Annotated in this window: 19 protein-coding genes; 5 read left to right on the forward strand and 14 right to left on the reverse strand. The window is 64.4% G+C overall.

Annotated elements, in window-relative coordinates:
* Window positions 1–27 precede the first annotated feature (27 nt).
* The 5 genes from AWB81_RS25445 to rfbB all read right to left on the reverse strand — a co-directional run bounded on the left by AWB81_RS25445 (window position 28) and on the right by rfbB (window position 4,435).
* Window positions 28–939, reverse strand: coding sequence for a glycosyltransferase family 2 protein (locus AWB81_RS25445; RefSeq protein ID WP_062639316.1), 912 nt, complete (start codon window positions 937–939; stop codon window positions 28–30).
* A 63-nt stretch (window positions 940–1,002) separates the two neighbouring features.
* Window positions 1,003–1,926: a dTDP-4-dehydrorhamnose reductase gene (gene rfbD / locus AWB81_RS25450; RefSeq protein ID WP_062639317.1), complete on the reverse strand. Its 924-nt coding sequence runs from the start codon at window positions 1,924–1,926 to the stop codon at window positions 1,003–1,005.
* Window positions 1,927–1,933: 7 nt separating this feature from the next.
* On the reverse strand, window positions 1,934–2,485 hold the full coding sequence (gene rfbC / locus AWB81_RS25455) for a dTDP-4-dehydrorhamnose 3,5-epimerase (RefSeq protein ID WP_062639318.1): 552 nt from the start codon (window positions 2,483–2,485) through the stop codon (window positions 1,934–1,936).
* On the reverse strand, window positions 2,470–3,363 hold the full coding sequence (gene rfbA, locus AWB81_RS25460) for a glucose-1-phosphate thymidylyltransferase RfbA (protein ID WP_062639319.1): 894 nt from the start codon (window positions 3,361–3,363) through the stop codon (window positions 2,470–2,472). Before rfbA ends, rfbC begins: the two co-directional genes overlap by 16 nt.
* A gap of 10 nt (window positions 3,364–3,373) precedes the next feature.
* On the reverse strand, window positions 3,374–4,435 hold the full coding sequence (gene rfbB / locus AWB81_RS25465) for a dTDP-glucose 4,6-dehydratase (protein WP_062639320.1): 1,062 nt from the start codon (window positions 4,433–4,435) through the stop codon (window positions 3,374–3,376).
* A 322-nt stretch (window positions 4,436–4,757) separates the two neighbouring features.
* Here rfbB and AWB81_RS25470 point away from each other — a divergent pair, with 322 nt between their 5' ends.
* Complete coding sequence (locus AWB81_RS25470) at window positions 4,758–5,600, forward strand: symmetrical bis(5'-nucleosyl)-tetraphosphatase (protein ID WP_062639321.1); 843 nt, start codon at window positions 4,758–4,760, stop codon at window positions 5,598–5,600.
* A gap of 3 nt (window positions 5,601–5,603) precedes the next feature.
* Here the strand turns inward: AWB81_RS25470 and AWB81_RS25475 are convergent, their stop codons facing one another.
* From AWB81_RS25475 to AWB81_RS25500, 6 genes are read right to left on the reverse strand one after another with little or no spacing between them, the layout of a single operon-like run.
* Window positions 5,604–6,413, reverse strand: a complete 810-nt coding sequence (locus tag AWB81_RS25475; RefSeq protein ID WP_062639322.1) for a lysophospholipid acyltransferase family protein — start codon at window positions 6,411–6,413, stop codon at window positions 5,604–5,606.
* Window positions 6,414–6,415: 2 nt separating this feature from the next.
* Window positions 6,416–7,693 (reverse strand): dihydroorotase, encoded by a 1,278-nt coding sequence (locus tag AWB81_RS25480; RefSeq protein ID WP_062639323.1) that lies wholly within the window; start codon window positions 7,691–7,693, stop codon window positions 6,416–6,418.
* A 10-nt stretch (window positions 7,694–7,703) separates the two neighbouring features.
* A complete protein-coding gene (locus AWB81_RS25485) occupies window positions 7,704–8,747 on the reverse strand; it encodes an aspartate carbamoyltransferase catalytic subunit (protein ID WP_062639324.1) in 1,044 nt (347 codons plus the stop codon).
* A gap of 49 nt (window positions 8,748–8,796) precedes the next feature.
* Window positions 8,797–9,318: a bifunctional pyr operon transcriptional regulator/uracil phosphoribosyltransferase PyrR gene (gene pyrR / locus AWB81_RS25490; protein WP_062639325.1), complete on the reverse strand. Its 522-nt coding sequence runs from the start codon at window positions 9,316–9,318 to the stop codon at window positions 8,797–8,799.
* Window positions 9,305–9,751, reverse strand: coding sequence for a Holliday junction resolvase RuvX (gene ruvX / locus AWB81_RS25495; protein WP_062639326.1), 447 nt, complete (start codon window positions 9,749–9,751; stop codon window positions 9,305–9,307). The genes pyrR and ruvX overlap by 14 nt, the downstream gene beginning before the upstream one ends.
* 10 nt (window positions 9,752–9,761) lie before the next feature.
* Window positions 9,762–10,340, reverse strand: a complete 579-nt coding sequence (locus tag AWB81_RS25500; protein WP_062639327.1) for a YqgE/AlgH family protein — start codon at window positions 10,338–10,340, stop codon at window positions 9,762–9,764.
* Between the two features lie 30 nt (window positions 10,341–10,370).
* Between AWB81_RS25500 and AWB81_RS25505 the strand changes: the two genes are divergently transcribed.
* On the forward strand, window positions 10,371–11,840 hold the full coding sequence (locus AWB81_RS25505; protein WP_062639328.1) for a cryptochrome/photolyase family protein: 1,470 nt from the start codon (window positions 10,371–10,373) through the stop codon (window positions 11,838–11,840).
* Here AWB81_RS25505 and AWB81_RS25510 read toward each other — a convergent pair.
* Both AWB81_RS25510 and AWB81_RS25515 read right to left on the reverse strand, forming a co-directional pair.
* Entirely contained in the window at window positions 11,837–13,210 is a 1,374-nt protein-coding gene (locus AWB81_RS25510) for a hypothetical protein (protein WP_062639329.1), read from the reverse strand. The genes AWB81_RS25505 and AWB81_RS25510 overlap by 4 nt on opposite strands.
* A 353-nt stretch (window positions 13,211–13,563) precedes the next feature.
* Window positions 13,564–13,734 (reverse strand): rubredoxin, encoded by a 171-nt coding sequence (locus AWB81_RS25515; RefSeq protein ID WP_062639330.1) that lies wholly within the window; start codon window positions 13,732–13,734, stop codon window positions 13,564–13,566.
* A gap of 421 nt (window positions 13,735–14,155) precedes the next feature.
* Here AWB81_RS25515 and thiD point away from each other — a divergent pair, with 421 nt between their 5' ends.
* From thiD to AWB81_RS25530, 3 genes are read left to right on the forward strand one after another with little or no spacing between them, the layout of a single operon-like run.
* Entirely contained in the window at window positions 14,156–15,043 is an 888-nt protein-coding gene (gene thiD / locus AWB81_RS25520; RefSeq protein ID WP_062639343.1) for a bifunctional hydroxymethylpyrimidine kinase/phosphomethylpyrimidine kinase, read from the forward strand.
* Window positions 15,044–15,071: 28 nt separating this feature from the next.
* Window positions 15,072–15,848 (forward strand): DUF72 domain-containing protein, encoded by a 777-nt coding sequence (locus AWB81_RS25525; protein WP_062639331.1) that lies wholly within the window; start codon window positions 15,072–15,074, stop codon window positions 15,846–15,848.
* A gap of 29 nt (window positions 15,849–15,877) precedes the next feature.
* Window positions 15,878–16,288 carry a hypothetical protein gene (locus AWB81_RS25530; RefSeq protein WP_062639332.1) on the forward strand — a complete coding sequence of 137 codons (411 nt, stop codon included), beginning with the start codon at window positions 15,878–15,880 and terminating at the stop codon, window positions 16,286–16,288.
* A 113-nt stretch (window positions 16,289–16,401) separates the two neighbouring features.
* Here AWB81_RS25530 and groL read toward each other — a convergent pair whose 3' ends face one another.
* Window positions 16,402–18,042 (reverse strand): chaperonin GroEL, encoded by a 1,641-nt coding sequence (gene groL / locus AWB81_RS25535; protein WP_062639333.1) that lies wholly within the window; start codon window positions 18,040–18,042, stop codon window positions 16,402–16,404.
* Between the last annotated feature and the right edge of the window lie 113 nt (window positions 18,043–18,155).

An 18,155-nucleotide genomic window follows, 5' to 3' on the forward strand; every position in this document is an offset into this window, starting at 1 on the left:
GAACTCGCGCGCGCCGCAACAGGACCTTCAGCGCTCGCGCAACGCGCCCATCTGTCCAGTCAGTCCGTGCCAGATGCCCAGCACGGACATGCCCAGATGGCGCGCACGTGGCCGCATGAAAAGTCCATAAATCGCGAGACGCCCGGGAAACTTGACGAGTTCCGTGGATTTCCAGCTCCATGGAACATAGCTGCGCCGAATCAGCGCAATGGCGTTTCGAAACATATAGTAGTGCCGAAGCGGGCTGTGACTCGGATAAGCGCGCCCAAAAACAACAACAGGCTGGCCGCCCAACGAGTGCTGGAGCCGTAACGCCGGCGCGCCGAGTACCGCGTATCCTTTCGAGCGCGCCCGGATACACCATTCGAGGTCGACGAAGTCGATGAATAACTGATCTTCCATCGGACCGATATCGTGCCACGCCGCCAAGTTGATACATGATCCCGACGTGATCAGGAAATCCACTTCGATCGGCTGTGTACCGACGGGCGGCACGCGTTGCAGCTTCCAGTAGCCGAAACGTACGAAAGGAGTGACGCCGCCGAGGCGCACATCTTCATAAGCGGGCCCGACGAGCGCAACACGCGCGCCGGACGCCAGTTCTTCGCCGAGTGTGCGCGGCAGCTCCGACAGCAGATGCGCCGAAGGTTCGCTATCCTGGTCGAAGAGGAGCGCGCTCGAGCATCCCTTTTCGAGCAAGACGTCAATGCCTCGATTGAGCGCTGTGGCGATACCGAGATTCGCGCCGTTCGCGACATACGTAACCCTTGGATCCAGCCCGAGCGCCTGCGCATGATGAACGCCTTCTGTGTTGTCGACGACCACGCATGGTGCGAATTCGGCGAGATGGTTTGCACGCTTCACGCAATCGCCGTCGGGCCGATAGAATACGACGACAATACCCGATCGCCGCGAGTTGTTACCCACATCGCCCCGCAATCGAGAACTTACGCCCAGCCGCGCAGGCGTGCGCCCATCCCCGAAGCGCCGAACGGCGGATGCTCATAACGCGCCTCCCGCCGTTTTGCCTACCGGTAGCGCCCCACCCAGACAAATGCGCAATGCTTCGTCCCATGCAGGCGGTCTGAGGCTGAAGTGCTCAGCAAGCTTGTCGTGCGACATGCGCGAATTTGCGGGACGCTTCGCCGGAACCGGATAGTCACCAGCCGGAATCGGCAAGACCTTCGGTCCGGACGCGACCATCGCAATATCGAAGATCGCTTGCGCGAACCCGTGCCACGAAGTCGATCCTGCAGCCGTCAGGTGATACACGCCCGATTTCGCAGCCCACCAGTCCTCGCCAGTCACGATTGATTGCGAAAGCACATTTGCAGTCAACGCCGCGATCGTGACAGACCACGTGGGTGCGCCAATCTGGTCCGCGACCACACGCAACTCGGGCCGCTCGGCACCTAGCTTCAACATCGTCAGCAGAAAGTTCTTGCCACGAGTGCCATACACCCAGCTCGTGCGAAAAATCAGATGATCGCAACCCGACGCCGCAATTGCCTGCTCGCCCGCGAGCTTGCTCTTGCCATAAATGTTCTGCGGATTGACCGCGTCGTCCTCGACATAAGCACCGTCCTTGGCGCCATCGAACACGTAGTCGGTCGAATAGTGCACGAGTGCGGCGCCTAGGCGCTTCGCCTCTTCAGCGAGCACGCCAGGCGCCTCGCCGTTGGCGCGCATCGCGGCCTCGACATCGCTCTCGGCTTTGTCTACAGAGGTATAAGCTGCCGGGTTCACGATAAGCGAAGGTTTCAGGTCGCGCACGACACGACGAATCTGGCCGAGGTCGCCGAGATCGAGACCGGTTCGGTCGAGCGCGACGACGCGCCCGAGCCCCTGAAGGCTGCGCGCGAGTTCGAAACCCACCTGACCGTTGATGCCAGTCAGGAGAATGGTTCGTTGATCGGGATTCGTCATCGCGTCCTCACTCGAAGCAATCGGCTTCGGACAACCGCTTCCCCGCCGCATCCTTCGCAGCCAGCAACGGCTCGAAGTCGATCGGCCATTCGATCCCGATCTCCGCATCGTTCCAGACGATGCTGCGCTCATGCGCCTGATACCAGTAATCGGTGGTCTTATAGAGAAACTGCGCCGACTCCGACAACACGACGAACCCATGCGCAAACCCCGGCGGCACCCACAACTGCCGATGGTTCTCTTCCGACAGATTCACGCCGACCCACTTCCCGAAGTTCGGCGAACTCTTGCGAATATCGACGGCGACATCGAACACCTCGCCTTCGACCACGCGCACGAGCTTTCCCTGCGGATGCTGAATCTGATAATGCAGCCCGCGCAGCACGCCCTTCGCCGAACGCGAATGGTTGTCCTGCACGAACTCGACGCCGCCTTCCACCTGCTCGGCAAACTCGCGAGCATTAAAGCTCTCGTAGAAAAATCCGCGCGCGTCGCCGAAAACCTTCGGCTCGATGATCTTGACTTCGGGCAGCGCCGTAGCGGTTACTTGGATGGCCATGCGACTTGGTCCTTCGGAAGATTGAGCAGATATTGACCGTAGGCGTTCTTGGCGAGAGGCTTGGCGAGCGCGAGCAACTGCTCGTCGCCGATCCACTGCTGGCGATATGCGATCTCTTCCGGACAAGCCACCACGAGCCCCTGCCGCTTCTGCAGCGTCGCGATGAACGTGGCCGCTTCGATCAGCGAATCGTGCGTGCCGGTATCGAGCCACGCATAGCCGCGTCCCATGATCTCGACGTCGAGCTTCTTCTGCTGCAGATAGCGCGAGTTGACGTCCGTGATCTCGAGTTCGCCGCGCGCGGAAGGCTTGATATCGGCGGCAATGTCGGAAACCTGGTTGTCGTAGAAATAAAGGCCCGTTACCGCGTAATTCGATCGCGGCTTCGCGGGCTTCTCCTCGATCGACAGCGCGCGAAACTGACGGTCGAACTCGACCACACCGTAACGCTCCGGATCGTGCACGTGGTACGCGAACACAGTCGCGCCATCGGTACGCGAATCAGCGCTCTCGAGCTGCTTCGCGAGATCGTGACCGTAGAAGATGTTGTCGCCGAGAATCAGCGCCGACGGATCGTTCCCGACGAAGTCTCGCCCGATGATGAACGCCTGCGCAAGCCCGTCCGGCGACGGCTGGACCGCGTACTGTATGTTCATGCCCCACTGGCTGCCGTCGCCGAGCATCGTCTCGAAGCGCGGCGTGTCCTGCGGCGTGGAAATGATGAGCACGTCGCGGATGCCCGCCACCATCAGCGTGGAGAGCGGGTAGTAGATCATCGGTTTGTCGTAGACAGGCAGCAGCTGCTTCGACACGACATGCGTGATCGGATAGAGCCGCGTGCCCGAGCCGCCCGCGAGGATGATGCCTTTGCGCGCCATCGTCAGCCCCTCACGCGCGCTGCGCGTAGTTCGTCTCGACCCATTTCCGGTACTCGCCGGAAGCCACTTCGTCTGCCCACGCCTGGTTGTCCAGATACCACTGGACCGTTTTCGCGAGACCGGTTTCGAAAGTCTCCGCCGGCTTCCAGCCGAGTTCGCGTTCGAGCTTGCGGGCATCGATCGCATAACGGCGGTCATGACCCGGGCGATCCTTCACATACGTGATGTGATCGCGATAGGAACCGTCCGCCTTCGGTTTCAGACGATCGAGCAGATCGCACAGCGTATGCACGACTTCGAGATTCTTCTTCTCGTTCCAGCCGCCCACGTTGTACGTTGCGCCCGGCGTGCCGCGTGCGAGCACTTCGCGAATCGCGCTGCAGTGATCGCCGACATACAGCCAGTCGCGCACGTTCTGGCCGTCGCCATAGACCGGCAGCGGCTTGCCCGCGAGCGCGTTCGCGATCATCAGCGGAATCAGCTTCTCGGGGAACTGGTACGGACCGTAGTTGTTCGAGCAGTTCGTCGTGAGGACCGGCAGGCCGTACGTGTGGTGATAGGCGCGCACCAGGTGGTCGGAGCCGGCCTTCGTCGCCGAATACGGACTGTTGGGCGCGTAGGGGGTCGTCTCGGAGAATTGCGGGTCGGTGGCGGACAGCGAGCCGAAGACTTCGTCAGTCGAAACGTGCAGGAAGCGGAACGCCTGCCTTTCATCTTCGGGCAGCGCGCTCCAGTAAGAACGGGTCGCTTCGAGCAGCGTGAACGTGCCGACGACATTCGTCTGCACGAAATCCGCCGGACCGTGAATCGAACGGTCGACGTGGCTCTCGGCGGCGAAGTGGAGAATCGCGCGGGGCTTGTGTTCGGCTAGCAGCGCATCCATCGCGGCGCGGTCGCAGATGTCGGCGCGCGCGAAAATGTGATTCGGATTGCCCTGCAGCGGCTTCAAAGTGCCAAGGTTGCCGGCGTACGTCAGCTTGTCGACGTTCACAACCGCTTCATCCGAGCCCTGCAGCCAGTCAAGCACAAAGTTGGCGCCGATAAAGCCGGCACCGCCCGTTACGAGAATCATAGAAGCCCTCTTTGCGGCCCTTTTCGCTGATGTTGCCGAAAGAACCGTCGTAGACGTGGAAAAATTTGCGCAACTCGAGCGCGCGCGGCGTCACACAAGGCAAATCCGACCGAAAACCGGAACTGCACGCGCCGTCTTGATTAGACACTGATTATAAAGCCCCACAGTGCAAAAACTACACACCTAACAACTTGAAACAGCTGCGTATTGGCAGTTTCAAAGTTGTAACTGGACGGGCGACGGGGTTTTGACACGGGCGGCGACGAATCGTCCCGTGCCCCATAATGACCGCCACGCCCGGAACCCGGCACACGCTTACCCAATGACCGACGCTCTCCCGACCGCCCCATCTCCCCTCGCTTTCGGCGACCTGCAAGGCTGCCGCGCGCCGTTCAAACGTCTCCTTCGCAGGCTCGCTCCCACCGACGACACCCCGCTCTGGTTCGCCGGCGACCTGATCAACCGCGGCCCGGAGTCGCTCAATACCCTGCGCGACGTGATCGCGCTCGGCAGCCGCGCGACCGTCGTCCTCGGCAACCACGACCTGAACCTGCTCGCGGTCGCGGCCGGCCTGCGCAAGCCGAAGAAAGGAGACACGCTCGACGAGATCCTCGCCGCGAAAGACGCGGACGATCTCATCGACTGGGTGCGCCACAAGCCGCTCGCGCACTTTGAGCATGGCTTGCTGATGGTTCACGCGGGCGTGTTGCCGCAGTGGGACGTCACGAAGACGCTGGAACTCGCACACGAGTTGGAACAGGCGCTGCGCGGGCCGAAGTGGAAGGAGACGCTCGCGTCGCTGTACGGCAACGAGCCGCATCGCTGGGACGATTCGCTCACGGGCGCGGACCGGCTGCGCGTGACGTACAACGCGCTCTCGCGCATCCGCTTCTGTACCGCCGAAGGCGCGATGGAATTCGCGAACAACGGCGGCCCCGACGCCGCGCCGCCCGGCTACATGCCGTGGTTCGACGTTCCGGGACGCCGCACGCAGGACGTGACGATCGTGTTCGGCCACTGGGCCGCGCTCGGCCTTATGGTCCGCGACGACGTGCTGTGCCTCGATTCAGGATGCGTGTGGGGAAACAAGCTGTCGGCGGTGCGGCTCGCCGCCGATCCGGCCGAGCGCGTCGTGACGCAGGTCAGTTGCGCGATGAAAGGCTGACGATCAGGCGGTCCGCTGCGACGGCAGCGTGCCATCATCGGTATCGACCGAGGCCGGCGCGACAACCTGCGCCGGCGCCTCGCCGCGCATGCGGTGCAACGCCACTTCGATCGCCGCCTGCGCCTCGCTTGCCAGAAGACGCCTGTTCGCGCCCGGCGCGAGCGCGTCGCAGACGTAGAGATGCGCGGTCAGCGGCGCGCCGCGCAGCAGCAGGTCGACCGAATCGCCGAGGGTCATGTCGTCGATATAGGCGGGCGCCGTCGATTGCCGGCCGCTCGCGTCCTCGTACATCAGGCACACCGGCTGCACCGGACACGACGCCGACACCGCCGCCTGAAACATGTTCGCGTGAAACGGCAGCAGCTTTTCGCCGCTCGACGTCGTGCCTTCCGGGAACACGCACATCATCTCGCCCGCCATCAGGCGGTTTGCGAGTTCGTGCATGATGCGCTTCGCGTCGCTGCGCTTCTCGCGCTGGATAAACACCGTGCCGAGCTGCTGCGCGAGCCAGCCGACCACCGGCCAGTTGCGGATCTCCGCCTTCGAGACGAACGGCGTCGGCCGCCACGCGTTGATCACATAGATGTCGATCCACGAGATGTGATTGCCGACCACCAGCACGCCGGCGTCGAGCCGCGCTTCGTCGTTATGGACGACGAGTCGCATACCCGCGAGCCGCAGCATCTTCAGCGACCACGCGCGGTTCATCTCGCGCCGCGCGTGGTCGGAAGCGCGCGGAAAACGCGTCGCGACGATCCACATGCCGTGCAGCAAGTGGACGACGAGACGCAGCTTCGCGCAGGCGAGCCGCATCGTCAGCGGGTCTCAAAGGCGATGTGGCCTGCGACGATCGTCGCGCGTACCCGGGCCGGCAGCTCGTAGCCGAGAAACGGCGAGTTGCGTCCCTGGCTCTTCAGCTTGCGCGGATCGACGAGCCAGTCCGCCGCCGGATCGAAGACGCAAAGATCGGCGACGGCGCCCATTGCGATGCGTCCCGCCGGCAGCTTCAGCACGTCGGCGGGTGCCGACGAGATGCGTGCGAGCGCCTTCGAGAGCGGCAGTTTCGCCTCGCGCGCCCACTTCACCGTCAGCGAAAGCAGCAGTTCCAGGCCCGTCGAGCCTGGCGTGGCTTCGGCGAACGGCAGCAGCTTTTCGTCGTCGTCGAGCGGCGTGTGGTCGGAACAGATCGCGTCGATCGTGCCGTCGGCCAGACCCGCGCGGATCGCTTCGCGATCGCGCTGCGAGCGCAGCGGCGGATCGAGGCGATATTGCGAGTCGAAATAGCCGATGTCGATATCGGTCAGGTGGACGTGATTGATCGTGACGTCGCACGACACCGCGATCCCTTCGGCCTTCGCGCCGCGCACGAGTTCGACGCCCGCCGCCGACGACAGATGCGACAGATGCACGCGCGCGCCCGTGACACGCATCAGTTCGAAAATCGTGTGCAGCGCGATGGTTTCCGCCGACACCGGCACGCCCGACAACCCGAGCCGCGAGGCCACTGCCCCGCTCGCCGCGACGCCGCCGCTTGCCATGTACGCGTCCTGCGGGCGCAGCCACACGGTGTAGCCGTAAGTGGTCGCGTATTGCAGCGCGCGCAGCAGCGTGCGGGTATCGACGATGGGATTGTCGGCCTGCGAGAAGCCAATGCAACCGGCTTCCGTCAACTCGACCATTTCGGTGATCGACTGCCCTTTCAGGCCGACGGTCAGCGCGCCGAGCGGATACACATGCGCCTGATGCAGCTTCTGCGCGCGGAACTTGAGCATCTCGACGAGACCGGGCTCGTCGAGGACCGGATCGGTGTCCGGCGGGCACACGAGGCTCGTCACGCCGCCCGAGATGGCCGCGGCCATCTCGGATTCGAGCGTCGCCTTGTGCTCGAAGCCCGGCTCGCGCAGCCGCGCAGAAAGGTCGACGAAGCCGGGCGCGATCGAAAGTCCCTTCGCGTCGATTGTCTTCGCCGCGCTGAAGTCGGCGGGCGCCTGGCCAATGCCGACGATCCGGCCCGCCGCAATGAATACGTCCGCTTGCCGCTCAGTGCCGGCCACGGGATCGATGAGCGTGCCGCCCTGAATCTGGATCTTCATATTGTCTTTGTCAGTCACTGTTGCCCGCGACGATGCCCATCACCGCCATGCGCACCGCGATGCCGAACGTCACCTGATTCAGGATCACGGACTGCGGTCCGTCGGCTACTTGCGAATCGATTTCAACGCCGCGGTTCATCGGTCCCGGATGCATCACGATTGCATCGGGCGCGGCGAGCGCGAGTCGCTCGGGCGTCAGGCCCCAGCTCTTGAAATACTCCTGCGCCGACGGCAGAAGCGCGCCGCTCATGCGCTCGTTCTGCAGACGCAGCATGATGATCACGTCGACGCCCTTCAGCCCTTCGTCGAGGTTGTGATAGACGTGCACGCCCATCTGTTCGAGGTTGCCCGGCAAGAGCGTGCGCGGACCGATCGCGCGCACTTCCGGCACGCCGAGCGTGGTGAGCGCGTGAATGTCCGAGCGCGCGACGCGCGAATGCAGGATGTCGCCGACGATCGCCACGCGCAGCTTCGTGAAGTCGCGCTTGTAATGGCGGATCGTGTACATGTCGAGCAGCCCTTGCGTCGGGTGCGCATGGCGGCCGTCGCCCGCGTTGATCACGTGCACGTGCGGCGCGCAATGCTCGGCGATCAGATACGGCGCGCCGCTCGAAGCATGGCGCACGACGAACATGTCGGCGTGCATCGCGGAAAGGTTGTTGATCGTGTCGAGCAGCGACTCGCCCTTGCTCGTCGACGACGCGTTGATGTTCAGGTTCAGCACGTCCGCCGAGAGCCGCTTGGCAGCGATCTCGAACGTGGTGCGGGTGCGCGTCGAGTTTTCGAAAAAGAGATTGAACACCGACTTGCCGCGCAACAGCGGCACCTTCTTCACTTCGCGGTCGGTGACGCTCACGAACTGCTCAGCGGTATCGAGGATATGCGTGACGATCGAGCGCGGCAGCCCTTCGATGGTCAACAAGTGTTTCAGCTCGCCGTTCTTCGTGAGCTGGGGATTGCCTTTGAGAAAGCCGTACCTGAACGTGTCGGAGGCGCGCGCGGATTCGTTGTCCGGCGTGCTGCTTTCGGCAGAACCCTGAGTGGCGGTGTTCATTTCAGTCCTGACGGGTTATTTCAAATGAGTCGATGGTGATGCTGTGCGCCTATGCCTGGCTCGCGCGCGCTTCGGTCGTGAAGGCGAAGGTGCCGTCGTCGCGTTTGGCGAGCACGAGGTCCGCGTCGGCCGAAACTTCCACCACGCCGCCGACGAAGCGCGCCGCGATCGGCAATTCGCGCCCGCCGCGATCGGCGAGCACGGCGAGATCGACGGAAGCCGGACGGCCATAGTCGTAAAGCTCGTTGACGGCTGCGCGCACGGTGCGCCCGGTCGAGAGCACGTCGTCGATCAGCACGATCCGGCGGTTGTCGACTTCGAACGGCAGCGACGTCGGGCTCGCCTGGCTGTGCAGGCCCTTCTTGGCGTAATCGTCGCGATGCAGCGACACGTTCACGACGCCGAATTCCTTCGCGCCCAGATCCTTCGCGAGCCGCCCGGCAAGCCACGCGCCGCCGCTGTAGATGCCGCAGAGCACCGCGCCGTCGGCTTCCTTCAGCGATTCGCCATGAGCCGCGCGAATCTGGTCGAGCAACGCGCGATAGAGCGCTTCGGCGTCAATGGAACTCATGATCGTCGGACAGTCCGTCTAGAAATTGTTGGAGGATGACGCGGGCGGCTTCGGCATCGATGTCGTCGAAGCGGCCGCGAGCGTTGGTGCGCACGCCGCCCGCCTTCAGTTGCGCTTTCGCGTCGACGGAGGAATAGCGCTCGTCGACCCAGCTGACCGGCACGTTGAAACGCCCGTTGACCTGATTGCCGAAGCGCTTCGCCTGCTGCGTCATGTCGTGGGGCGTGCCGTCCGGATGCAGCGGCAGGCCGACCACGACGGCATTCGGCTTCCACTCGTCGATCAGCTTGCCGACCGTTTCGAAGCGATATTCGCGATTGCGGTTTTCGAGCACGACGAGCGCGCGCGCCTGCCGGGTCAACGTATTGCCGACGGCCACGCCGATACGCTTCTCGCCGTAATCGAAGGCGAGGAGAGTCGCGGCCCGGTTCATGCGTGGGCCATCAGGCGTGGCCTGCTTCGCCGGAGAGCATCGAACGCGACACGCCGAGCAGCGAGAGCGCCGCTTCGAGGCGATCTTCCGCGGGCACGTCGAAGATGATGCGCGAATCGGCTTCGACGGTGAGCCAGCCGTTCTTCGAGATTTCTTCTTCGAGCTGCCCCGCGCCCCAGCCGGCGTGGCCGAGCGTGAGGAGGAACCGCTCGGGCCCCTTGCCGCTCGCGACCGCTTCGAGCACGTCCTTTGAGGTGGTCATTGCAAGGCCGCCGGGCACGCTCATCGACGAGGTGTACGGCTCGCCCTCGCCCGCTTCGTGCAGGACAAAGCCGCGTTCGGTCTGCACCGGCCCGCCGAAGTAGACGGGCAGATGGACGAGCGGCTCGATTTCGAGCTTGAGGTCGATGCGATTGAAGAGCGACTGCAGGTCGATGTCGGTCGGCCGGTTGATCACAAGGCCGAGCGCACCGCGTTCGCTGTGATCGCAAAGGTAGACGACCGTTCCCGAGAACGTCGGATCGGCCATGCTGGGCATGGCGATCAGGAACTGATTCGTCAAATTGATGCGATCGGAAGTCTTGGACATAATTCGGAATTTTACCAAAGGCGCTGCGAGATGGCCGACTTTGATCTGGGGCTGGTGTGGTTTCGGCGTGACCTGCGCGTGGCAGACCATGCTGCACTCTATCACGCACTCACGCGGTGCCGCCGGGTGCTGTGCGCCTTCGTTTTCGACCGCGAAATCCTCGCGCCGTTGCCGAAAAACGATCGTCGCGTGCCGTTCATCCACGCGAGCGCCGTCGAGTTGGACCAGGCCCTGCGCGACGCGGGCGGCTCCCTGATCGTGCGCCACGGCGCGCCGCTTGAAGAGATCCCGTCGCTCGCCCGCGAATGCGGTGCGCAGGCGGTGTTCGCCAACCGCGACTACGAGCCGTCGGCGAAGGCGCGGGACGTTGCGGTCGCCGAGAGGCTGGCGGGCGCGGGCGCCGCGTTCTTCACCTTCAAGGACCAGACGATCTTCGATCACGATGACGTGCTGACGGGCGCCGGCAAGCCGTACACAGTGTTCACGCCGTACAAACGCAACTGGCTCGCGACACTCACGCCGGATACGCTCAAGCCGTATGCGTCGGAGGACGCGCTTTCCGCGCTGGCGAAACCGCCTTCGCGTGTGAAGCACGTAATCCCTTCGCTCGATGCGCTCGGCTTCAGCGCCAGACATGCGCCGGCATTGCCGGCGGGCACGAGCGGCGCGCTGAGTCTCTTCGACGACTTCCGCGACCGCATGTCCGACTATCAGCGCACGCGCGATTTCCCCGCGGTGAAGGGGCCGAGCTATCTCGGCGTGCATTTGCGGCACGGCACGATCTCGATCCGCGCGCTCGCCCGCAGCGCGCACGACGCGCAGCGCCACGGCAATCGCGGCGCCGAAACGTGGCTCTCGGAACTCGTCTGGCGGGACTTCTATTTTTCCGTGCTGCACCATTTCCCGCAGGTGGGCGTGCCCGGCGACCATCGCGCATTCAAGCCCGAGTACGACCGCATCAAGTGGGAAACCGGCGACGCCGCCGACGCCCACTTCGCCGCGTGGTGCGAAGGCCGGACGGGCTATCCGCTCGTCGATGCCGCGATGCGGCAGATCAACCAGTCGGGCTACATGCACAACCGTCTGCGGATGGTGGTGGCGAGCTTTCTGACGAAGGATCTCGGAATCGACTGGCGGCGCGGCGAAGCGTACTTCGAGACGCTGCTCAACGACTTCGAACTGTCGTCGAACAATGGCGGCTGGCAGTGGGCGGCGTCGAGTGGCTGCGACGCGCAGCCGTACTTCCGCATCTTCAATCCGGTTACGCAGTCGGAGAAGTTCGACCCGAAAGGCAAGTTCATCCGCCATTACGTGCCGGAGGTGGCGGCGCTTTCGGACAAGGACATTCACGCGCCGTGGCGCGCCAGCCCCGACGCGCTCGCGGCCGCCAAAATCGCGCTCGGCGCGGATTACCCGCTGCCCATCGTCGATCACGAAACGGCCCGCAAGACGACGCTCGCCCGCTATGACGTCGTCAAAGGCGCACGCAACGAACGCTAGCGCGCGACCGCCGTCTGCCGCTCGATCATCGCGATCAGCGACAGCACCGAGCCGCGCCCCTCGGCCGGCGCGATACCCGCCGCCGCCTGGTGCAGCATCGAGCGCAGCGTTTCGGCGGCGCGCTCGGGAATTGCGGCATCGAGCGTGTGGGTCTGGAATTCATACGCGATGCGCCGCCACGCGAGCCCAAGCGTGTCCGCGAGCAGCGCGACGTGCCCGAGTCCGAGCGAACACGCCGCCGCGCCCAACCGATAGGCCGCATCGGCGGCATGCAGCGCCGCATCCGTATCGACGCTGCCCGTTTCGCGCGCCGCTCCGCCCCGCTCGATCAGTCCGTCGATCGACACCTCCGCGCTCTGCAAGAAATCCTCGTAGGCCGCCGCGTTTACGCGCAGCACGCCGAGGTCGCGCGTGGCCGCATCGCGGGTCGCGGCTTCGCCCGCCTCTGCCGCGCCCTGCTCCCAGACCGTCTCGGAAGCCTGCGTCGCGGCGATATGCCACGCGACCGTCAGGCCGTAGTCGCGCAGGACGTCGACGTGGGCTGCGTCCTCGGGGCGCGCGCCGAAGAGCGCAAAGTCGCGCCAGAGCAGCGCGAGCGTCGCGCGCACCAGCGACTTCGGAGCATACGACGACGCATGCGCCTGATCCGCCAGTACGAGGTTGAAGCGCGCATAGAGACGGCGGGCGTCGGCGGCGGGCGTGTCGGTCGGGGCGCTTTTCGCGCGCTCGCGCAAGGCACGCACGGTTGCGACGGCGAGACGCCAGAAGTCGTAGGGATCGGGGCTCGCGAGATCGGAGAGACAGGCATCGAGACGCGCGAACGCATCGTCGCCATTGTCCGACGGCGCGCGCAGCACGGCGAGCAGCGCCTCTTCGTAGCGCGCCCGGACCCGCGCGAGCCGCTCGGGCGCGATCGCGCGCAGCGTCGCGGGAGGAATTGCGCGGCCGGCGAGCGCGAGATCGTCGAAGGAAACCGGGGTCACGCGCGTGTGCGCGGCGAGCAGCGCATGCAGCGCGCGATAGTGGTCGAAGAGAACGGTCGAGCACGCGAGTTCGCGCAAGTTGCGCCGTTCGACCGCCGCGCCGAACACGCGCAGCGTGTCAGCGATGCGCGCGCGGCTGGCGTCGCTGTCGTCGCCGAGCGGCGCGACGAGCGCCAGAGTCTCCGCGAAACGCTGCGCCGGCAGCCAGCCGGCGGCGTGCAGCGCGTTGATCGCGCGCTTGAGTGCCGCGGCCGAATCGCCCTGGCGCTGGAAGGCGTGCAGCGCGTCGGCGAGCGCCATTTCGGCACTGCGCACCGACCCGCCGCGCGGATTCGGCAAGGCTTCGAACGCAACGGACAAATCGGGCAGGTCGGGTCGAATGGTCATGGAAGCGCTCACGTGCCGTTTCGCGGCGCTCGGCCGCGCGCGGGTTGAACTGCATCATGGCTGAGCCGGACCGAACAGGCCAGCCGGGGCGGCCCCGACTCGGGCTCAAACCGGACTTCAAACGGGCCGCGGGCCCTTCGGCCCTACTCTTCCGACGTCGGGCCGGTACTCAAGCGTAAGCCTAAATCAGGCGAATGGGGTTCGATCGTTTGCGTCGCGGGGTACCCGACGTTTCCCTCATCGCAACAAAAACGCGCAACGCAGGCCGCAACAAAAGCGCACGCCCAAAAGACGCGCGCCGCATGACGTTGACGTCATGCGGCGCGGCATCGGTGCCGGCTCGCGATGCCGGCTCAGATCTGGACCATCTCGAAGTCTTCCTTGCGGGCTCCGCACTCGGGACAGGTCCAGTTGATCGGAACCTCCTCCCAGCGCGTGCCCGGCGCGATGCCCTCTTCGGGCAGGCCCGCTTCTTCGTCGTAGATCCAGCCGCAGATCAGGCACATCCAGCTTCTGTATTCCATGCTTATGCCGAGTCGAATGGTCGGTTGAAATTAAGGACATGATGGTACCGTGTTGCCGCCCCGATGCCTAGCAACGGGCCTTCCGGCCGGGCGTTCCCGGCCCTTGGGACCGCTTCCTCATGCCGTCGCGACAGCGCGAAATCATACCGCGGACCCGTCCCGCCACGCCGCTATCAGGAGCGGCGGCGATCGAGCGCACCCGCGCACGAATCTTCGGCAAAATGTGCGCAAAGAATGCCCTCTCGCGCCCCTCGGGTGCGATTAGGCCGCATAATCGAAGCAATTACACCGTTTTGGTCTGACGCTCGGGCGCGCTACTCAGGGCTCGTTCGTCACCCGGCGCGGCGCTTCGCCCCAAGTTGCCTGCGTTGCTTCCAGCCGCTTTTTTACGCCTTTTCGATCTTCCATGCCCGCTTTCGTCATGCCCAGCGACACGCCTCCGATTGTTCTCACTTTCGGCCTCTCCGACCCGACTGGCGGCTTCGGTCTGCAAGCCGACCTGCTGACGCTCGCGAGCATGGGCTGCCACGGCGTCACTGTGCTGACGGGCTATACGGTGCGCGATTCGGCCACGACCGACGAGGTGACCGGTCTCGATCCGGACACGGTCGCGACCCAGGCGCGCATGTTGCTGGAGGATATGCCGATTGCCGCGTTCAAGATCGGCGCGGCGACACGGGCAGAAGTCGTGAGCGCGATCGCCGAGGTGGTCGCCGACTACGACGACATCCCGCTGATCCTCGCACCCGACTTCACACTCGACGATGAACACGTTCTTTCCGCCGACGAACTGCGCGAATCGCTCGCCGACTTGCTCGTGCCGCAGACGACCATGCTAGTCGCCGATCACGCCACGCTGCTGCAGCTCGCCCAGCCGGACGGCGACGCCGAAGCGCCGAGCCTCGACGCCGCGATCTCGCATTTGCTCGCGCAGGGCTGCGAATATATCCTCGCGACGGAGACTGGCACGCATCGGCACGTCAACACGCTGTATAGCGAGGAAGGTCAGGTGCGGCAGGACACGTGGGACCGCAGCGCGAACCGGATGATGGGCCTGACGGATACGCTCGGTTCGGCCATCGCCGCGCTGCTCGCGAATGGCCAGGAACCTGCCGAAGCCGCGCGCGAGGCTCAGGAATACTTGTTCCAGGCGACCCGCGCCGCGTTCCGTCCGGGTATGGGCGCGTATTTGCCGGACCGTTTCTTCTGGGCGCGCTCGAACGACATGGACGACACCGACGGCGCGACGCCGCCCGAGGCCGTCGCGGACGAGCCGCCGCCAGCCGCGCCGGGTGCAGCGCGTCACTAAACCAACTACGACGAGGCGTTGAGAGCGCATGCCGTATCGACTGCCCCACCTTCACAAGGCAATCCATCACGGCGCGATCCGCGTCGGCTGCGCCGGCTGGGGCCTGACGAGCGCCGTCGGCTCGCACTTCCCCGCCGAGGGCACGCATCTCGAACGCTACGCGCACGTGCTCACCTGCGTCGAGATCAATTCCAGCTTCTACAAGCCGCACCGCGCCCAGACATACGAAAACTGGGCGCAGAGCGTGCCGGCGTCGTTTCGCTTTTCCGTGAAGCTCGCCAAGGCGATCACGCACGATGCGCGACTGGTCCGCTGCGAGGCGCTCATCGACGAGTTTCTCGACACGTCCGGCACGCTCGGCGACAAGCTCGGCTGCTGGCTCGTGCAACTGCCGCCGAGCCTCGCGTTCGATGCGGACATCGCCGAAGCGTTTTTCACCGCACTGCGCGAGCGCACGCAGGTGCCCGTGGCGTGCGAGGCGCGCCATCCGACGTGGTTCACGACGGAAGCGGCCGCGCTCTTGAAGTCCAAGCACATCGCCTATGTCGACGCCGACCCGATCCCCGACGAATGCGAGATCAGGCATCGCGCGGACGCGTCGCTGGTCTATGTGCGACTGCACGGGTCGCCGGACCTGTACAAATCGTCTTACGACTACACCTACCTCGACGACCTCGCGCACACCCTGCAGCAGCGCGCGAAAAAGGGCGCGCAAGTGTGGTGTGTGTTCGACAACACGGCCCAGGGCGCCGCGCAGCCGAACGCGCTGCATCTGCTCGCGCATCTGCGGCCGCATCACAGGTGACGTTTCGATTCTTACGCGAGGAAAAACCGATGCGCAGGTGGATTGGAGCCGTGAGTCTTGCCGCGATGCTGTGCGCCACGCTGCCCGCGTCGGCGCAAACCGATGCGACGCCGCCGCCGAACGCCACGCCCGCCGGCGACGGCACCTTTCTGCTCACGATCTTCCTGAAGCACGACCAGTCGAAGCCCTTGCCGAAGATCAACGAACAGCTGAAAGAACAAGGCTACTTCAAGGCGTTTCCGCCGCCGGGCGTGCAGGTGGTGTCGTGGTACGTGATGATGGGCATCGGTCAGGTGGTCACGCTGCGCGTGCCGGCCGATCGTCTGCGCGAAGTGAATCGCGCAATCGAAAATACTGCATGGGGCGGTTACACGACCGAGTTCTATCCGACCTACGACTACAAGGCGGTCGCCGAACAGATGCGGGCGCAGTCGAAGTAAAAAGCGAGCGCCCATGAAAAAACCCGCATCGTCGCCGATGCGGGTTTTCTTTTTGGCATGACGCGAGTTCCATCGGAACCCGCGCCCTCCATGCAAACCGGCGCGGGCCGATATTACATGTCCATGCCCATGCCGCCCATGCCGCCGGGCATGCCGCCGCCCATCGGAGCATCTTCCTTCGGCAGTTCTGCGACGGCGCAATCGGTCGTCAGCAGGAGACCCGCCACCGATGCCGCGTTTTGCAGCGCCGTGCGCGTCACCTTCGTCGGATCGACCACACCTGCGTCGACCAGATCGACGTACTCGCCGGTTGCCGCGTTGTAGCCGTAGTTGCCCTGGCCGGCAGCAACCGCCGCCACCACGACGCTGGCTTCTTCGCCGCCGTTCGTGACGATCTGGCGCAGCGGCTCTTCCATCGCGCGCAGCACGATCTTGATGCCTGCGTCCTGGTCGGCGTTCAAGCCCTTCAGGCCTTCGATGGCCTTGCGAGCGCGGATCAGCGCAACGCCGCCGCCTGCCACGATGCCTTCTTCCACAGCTGCGCGGGTTGCGTGCAGTGCGTCTTCGACACGTGCCTTCTTTTCCTTCATTTCGACTTCGGTCGCAGCGCCGACCTTGATCACTGCCACGCCGCCGGCCAGCTTCGCCACGCGCTCTTGCAGCTTTTCACGGTCGTAGTCCGACGTTGCTTCTTCGATCTGCGTGCGCACTTGCTTCACGCGGGCTTCGATCGATGCGGCTTCGCCAGCGCCGTCGATGATCGTCGTGTTTTCCTTGCCCACTTCGATGCGCTTCGCCTGGCCCAGTTCAGCCAGCGTTGCCTTTTCGAGCGTGAGGCCGGTTTCTTCGGCGATCACTTGGCCACCCGTCAGGATGGCGATGTCTTCGAGCATTGCCTTGCGACGGTCGCCGAAGCCCGGAGCCTTGACGGCAACCGTCTTCAGGATGCCGCGGATGTTGTTGACGACGAGCGTTGCGAGCGCTTCGCCTTCGACGTCTTCAGCGATGATGAGCAGCGGACGGCCAGCCTTGGCGACTTGTTCCAGTACCGGGAGCAGATCGCGGATGTTAGAAACCTTCTTGTCGTGCAGCAGCACGAACGGGTTTTCGAGCAGGGCAACTTGCTTGTCCGGGTTGTTGATGAAGTACGGCGACAGGTAGCCGCGGTCAAACTGCATGCCTTCCACGACGTCCAGCTCGTCTTCCAGCGACTTGCCATCTTCAACCGTGATCACGCCTTCCTTGCCGACCTTGTCCATGGCTTCGGCGATGCGGTCGCCGATCGACGAATCGCTGTTCGCCGAGATCGCGCCGACTTGTGCGATTTCCTTGTTGGTCGTGCAGGGCTTGCTGATCTTGCGCAGTTCTTCGATGGCGGCTGTCACAGCCTTGTCGATTCCGCGCTTCAGGTCCATCGGGTTCATGCCCGATGCAACGTACTTCATGCCTTCGCGAACGATCGACTGGGCCAGGACGGTAGCCGTCGTGGTGCCGTCGCCGGCGTTGTCGCTGGTCTTGGAAGCGACTTCCTTGACCATTTGCGCGCCCATGTTCTGGAGCTTGTCCTTCAGTTCGATTTCCTTCGCGACCGAAACACCGTCCTTCGTGACCGTCGGGCCGCCGAAGCTGCGTTCCAGGACCACGTTGCGGCCCTTCGGACCCAGCGTGACTTTGACTGCGTTCGCGAGGATGTTCACGCCTTCGACCATCTTGGCGCGAGCGGAATCGCCAAATACGACTTCTTTAGCTGCCATATTCAAACTCCTTGATTCGTTTCGGTTTTATCGGCGGGAGCGGGCTTTTGCACCTTTCGCGGCGAGATCCGGGATCGATCGCCGGCGCTCCGTGCCGAACGTACTAATGGATG

Source organism: Caballeronia arationis (genome assembly GCF_001544975.2).
GTDB classification, from domain to species: domain Bacteria; phylum Pseudomonadota; class Gammaproteobacteria; order Burkholderiales; family Burkholderiaceae; genus Caballeronia; species Caballeronia arationis.

What these genes read in the sequence shown, in the direction of transcription:
- rfbD (WP_062639317.1), bottom strand. Translation starts at nt 1,926, where the DNA reads ATGACGAATCCCGATCAACGAACCATTCTCCTGACTGGCATCAACGGT.
- rfbC (WP_062639318.1), bottom strand. Translation starts at nt 2,485, where the DNA reads ATGGCCATCCAAGTAACCGCTACGGCGCTGCCCGAAGTCAAGATCATC.
- rfbA (WP_062639319.1), bottom strand. Translation starts at nt 3,363, where the DNA reads ATGGCGCGCAAAGGCATCATCCTCGCGGGCGGCTCGGGCACGCGGCTC.
- rfbB (WP_062639320.1), bottom strand. Translation starts at nt 4,435, where the DNA reads ATGATTCTCGTAACGGGCGGTGCCGGCTTTATCGGCGCCAACTTTGTG.
- AWB81_RS25470 (WP_062639321.1), top strand. Translation starts at nt 4,758, where the DNA reads ATGACCGACGCTCTCCCGACCGCCCCATCTCCCCTCGCTTTCGGCGAC.
- AWB81_RS25475 (WP_062639322.1), bottom strand. Translation starts at nt 6,413, where the DNA reads ATGCGGCTCGCCTGCGCGAAGCTGCGTCTCGTCGTCCACTTGCTGCAC.
- AWB81_RS25480 (WP_062639323.1), bottom strand. Translation starts at nt 7,693, where the DNA reads ATGAAGATCCAGATTCAGGGCGGCACGCTCATCGATCCCGTGGCCGGC.
- AWB81_RS25485 (WP_062639324.1), bottom strand. Translation starts at nt 8,747, where the DNA reads ATGAACACCGCCACTCAGGGTTCTGCCGAAAGCAGCACGCCGGACAAC.
- pyrR (WP_062639325.1), bottom strand. Translation starts at nt 9,318, where the DNA reads ATGAGTTCCATTGACGCCGAAGCGCTCTATCGCGCGTTGCTCGACCAG.
- ruvX (WP_062639326.1), bottom strand. Translation starts at nt 9,751, where the DNA reads ATGAACCGGGCCGCGACTCTCCTCGCCTTCGATTACGGCGAGAAGCGT.
- AWB81_RS25500 (WP_062639327.1), bottom strand. Translation starts at nt 10,340, where the DNA reads ATGTCCAAGACTTCCGATCGCATCAATTTGACGAATCAGTTCCTGATC.
- AWB81_RS25505 (WP_062639328.1), top strand. Translation starts at nt 10,371, where the DNA reads ATGGCCGACTTTGATCTGGGGCTGGTGTGGTTTCGGCGTGACCTGCGC.
- AWB81_RS25510 (WP_062639329.1), bottom strand. Translation starts at nt 13,210, where the DNA reads ATGACCATTCGACCCGACCTGCCCGATTTGTCCGTTGCGTTCGAAGCC.
- AWB81_RS25515 (WP_062639330.1), bottom strand. Translation starts at nt 13,734, where the DNA reads ATGGAATACAGAAGCTGGATGTGCCTGATCTGCGGCTGGATCTACGAC.
- thiD (WP_062639343.1), top strand. Translation starts at nt 14,156, where the DNA reads ATGCCCAGCGACACGCCTCCGATTGTTCTCACTTTCGGCCTCTCCGAC.
- AWB81_RS25525 (WP_062639331.1), top strand. Translation starts at nt 15,072, where the DNA reads ATGCCGTATCGACTGCCCCACCTTCACAAGGCAATCCATCACGGCGCG.
- AWB81_RS25530 (WP_062639332.1), top strand. Translation starts at nt 15,878, where the DNA reads ATGCGCAGGTGGATTGGAGCCGTGAGTCTTGCCGCGATGCTGTGCGCC.
- groL (WP_062639333.1), bottom strand. Translation starts at nt 18,042, where the DNA reads ATGGCAGCTAAAGAAGTCGTATTTGGCGATTCCGCTCGCGCCAAGATG.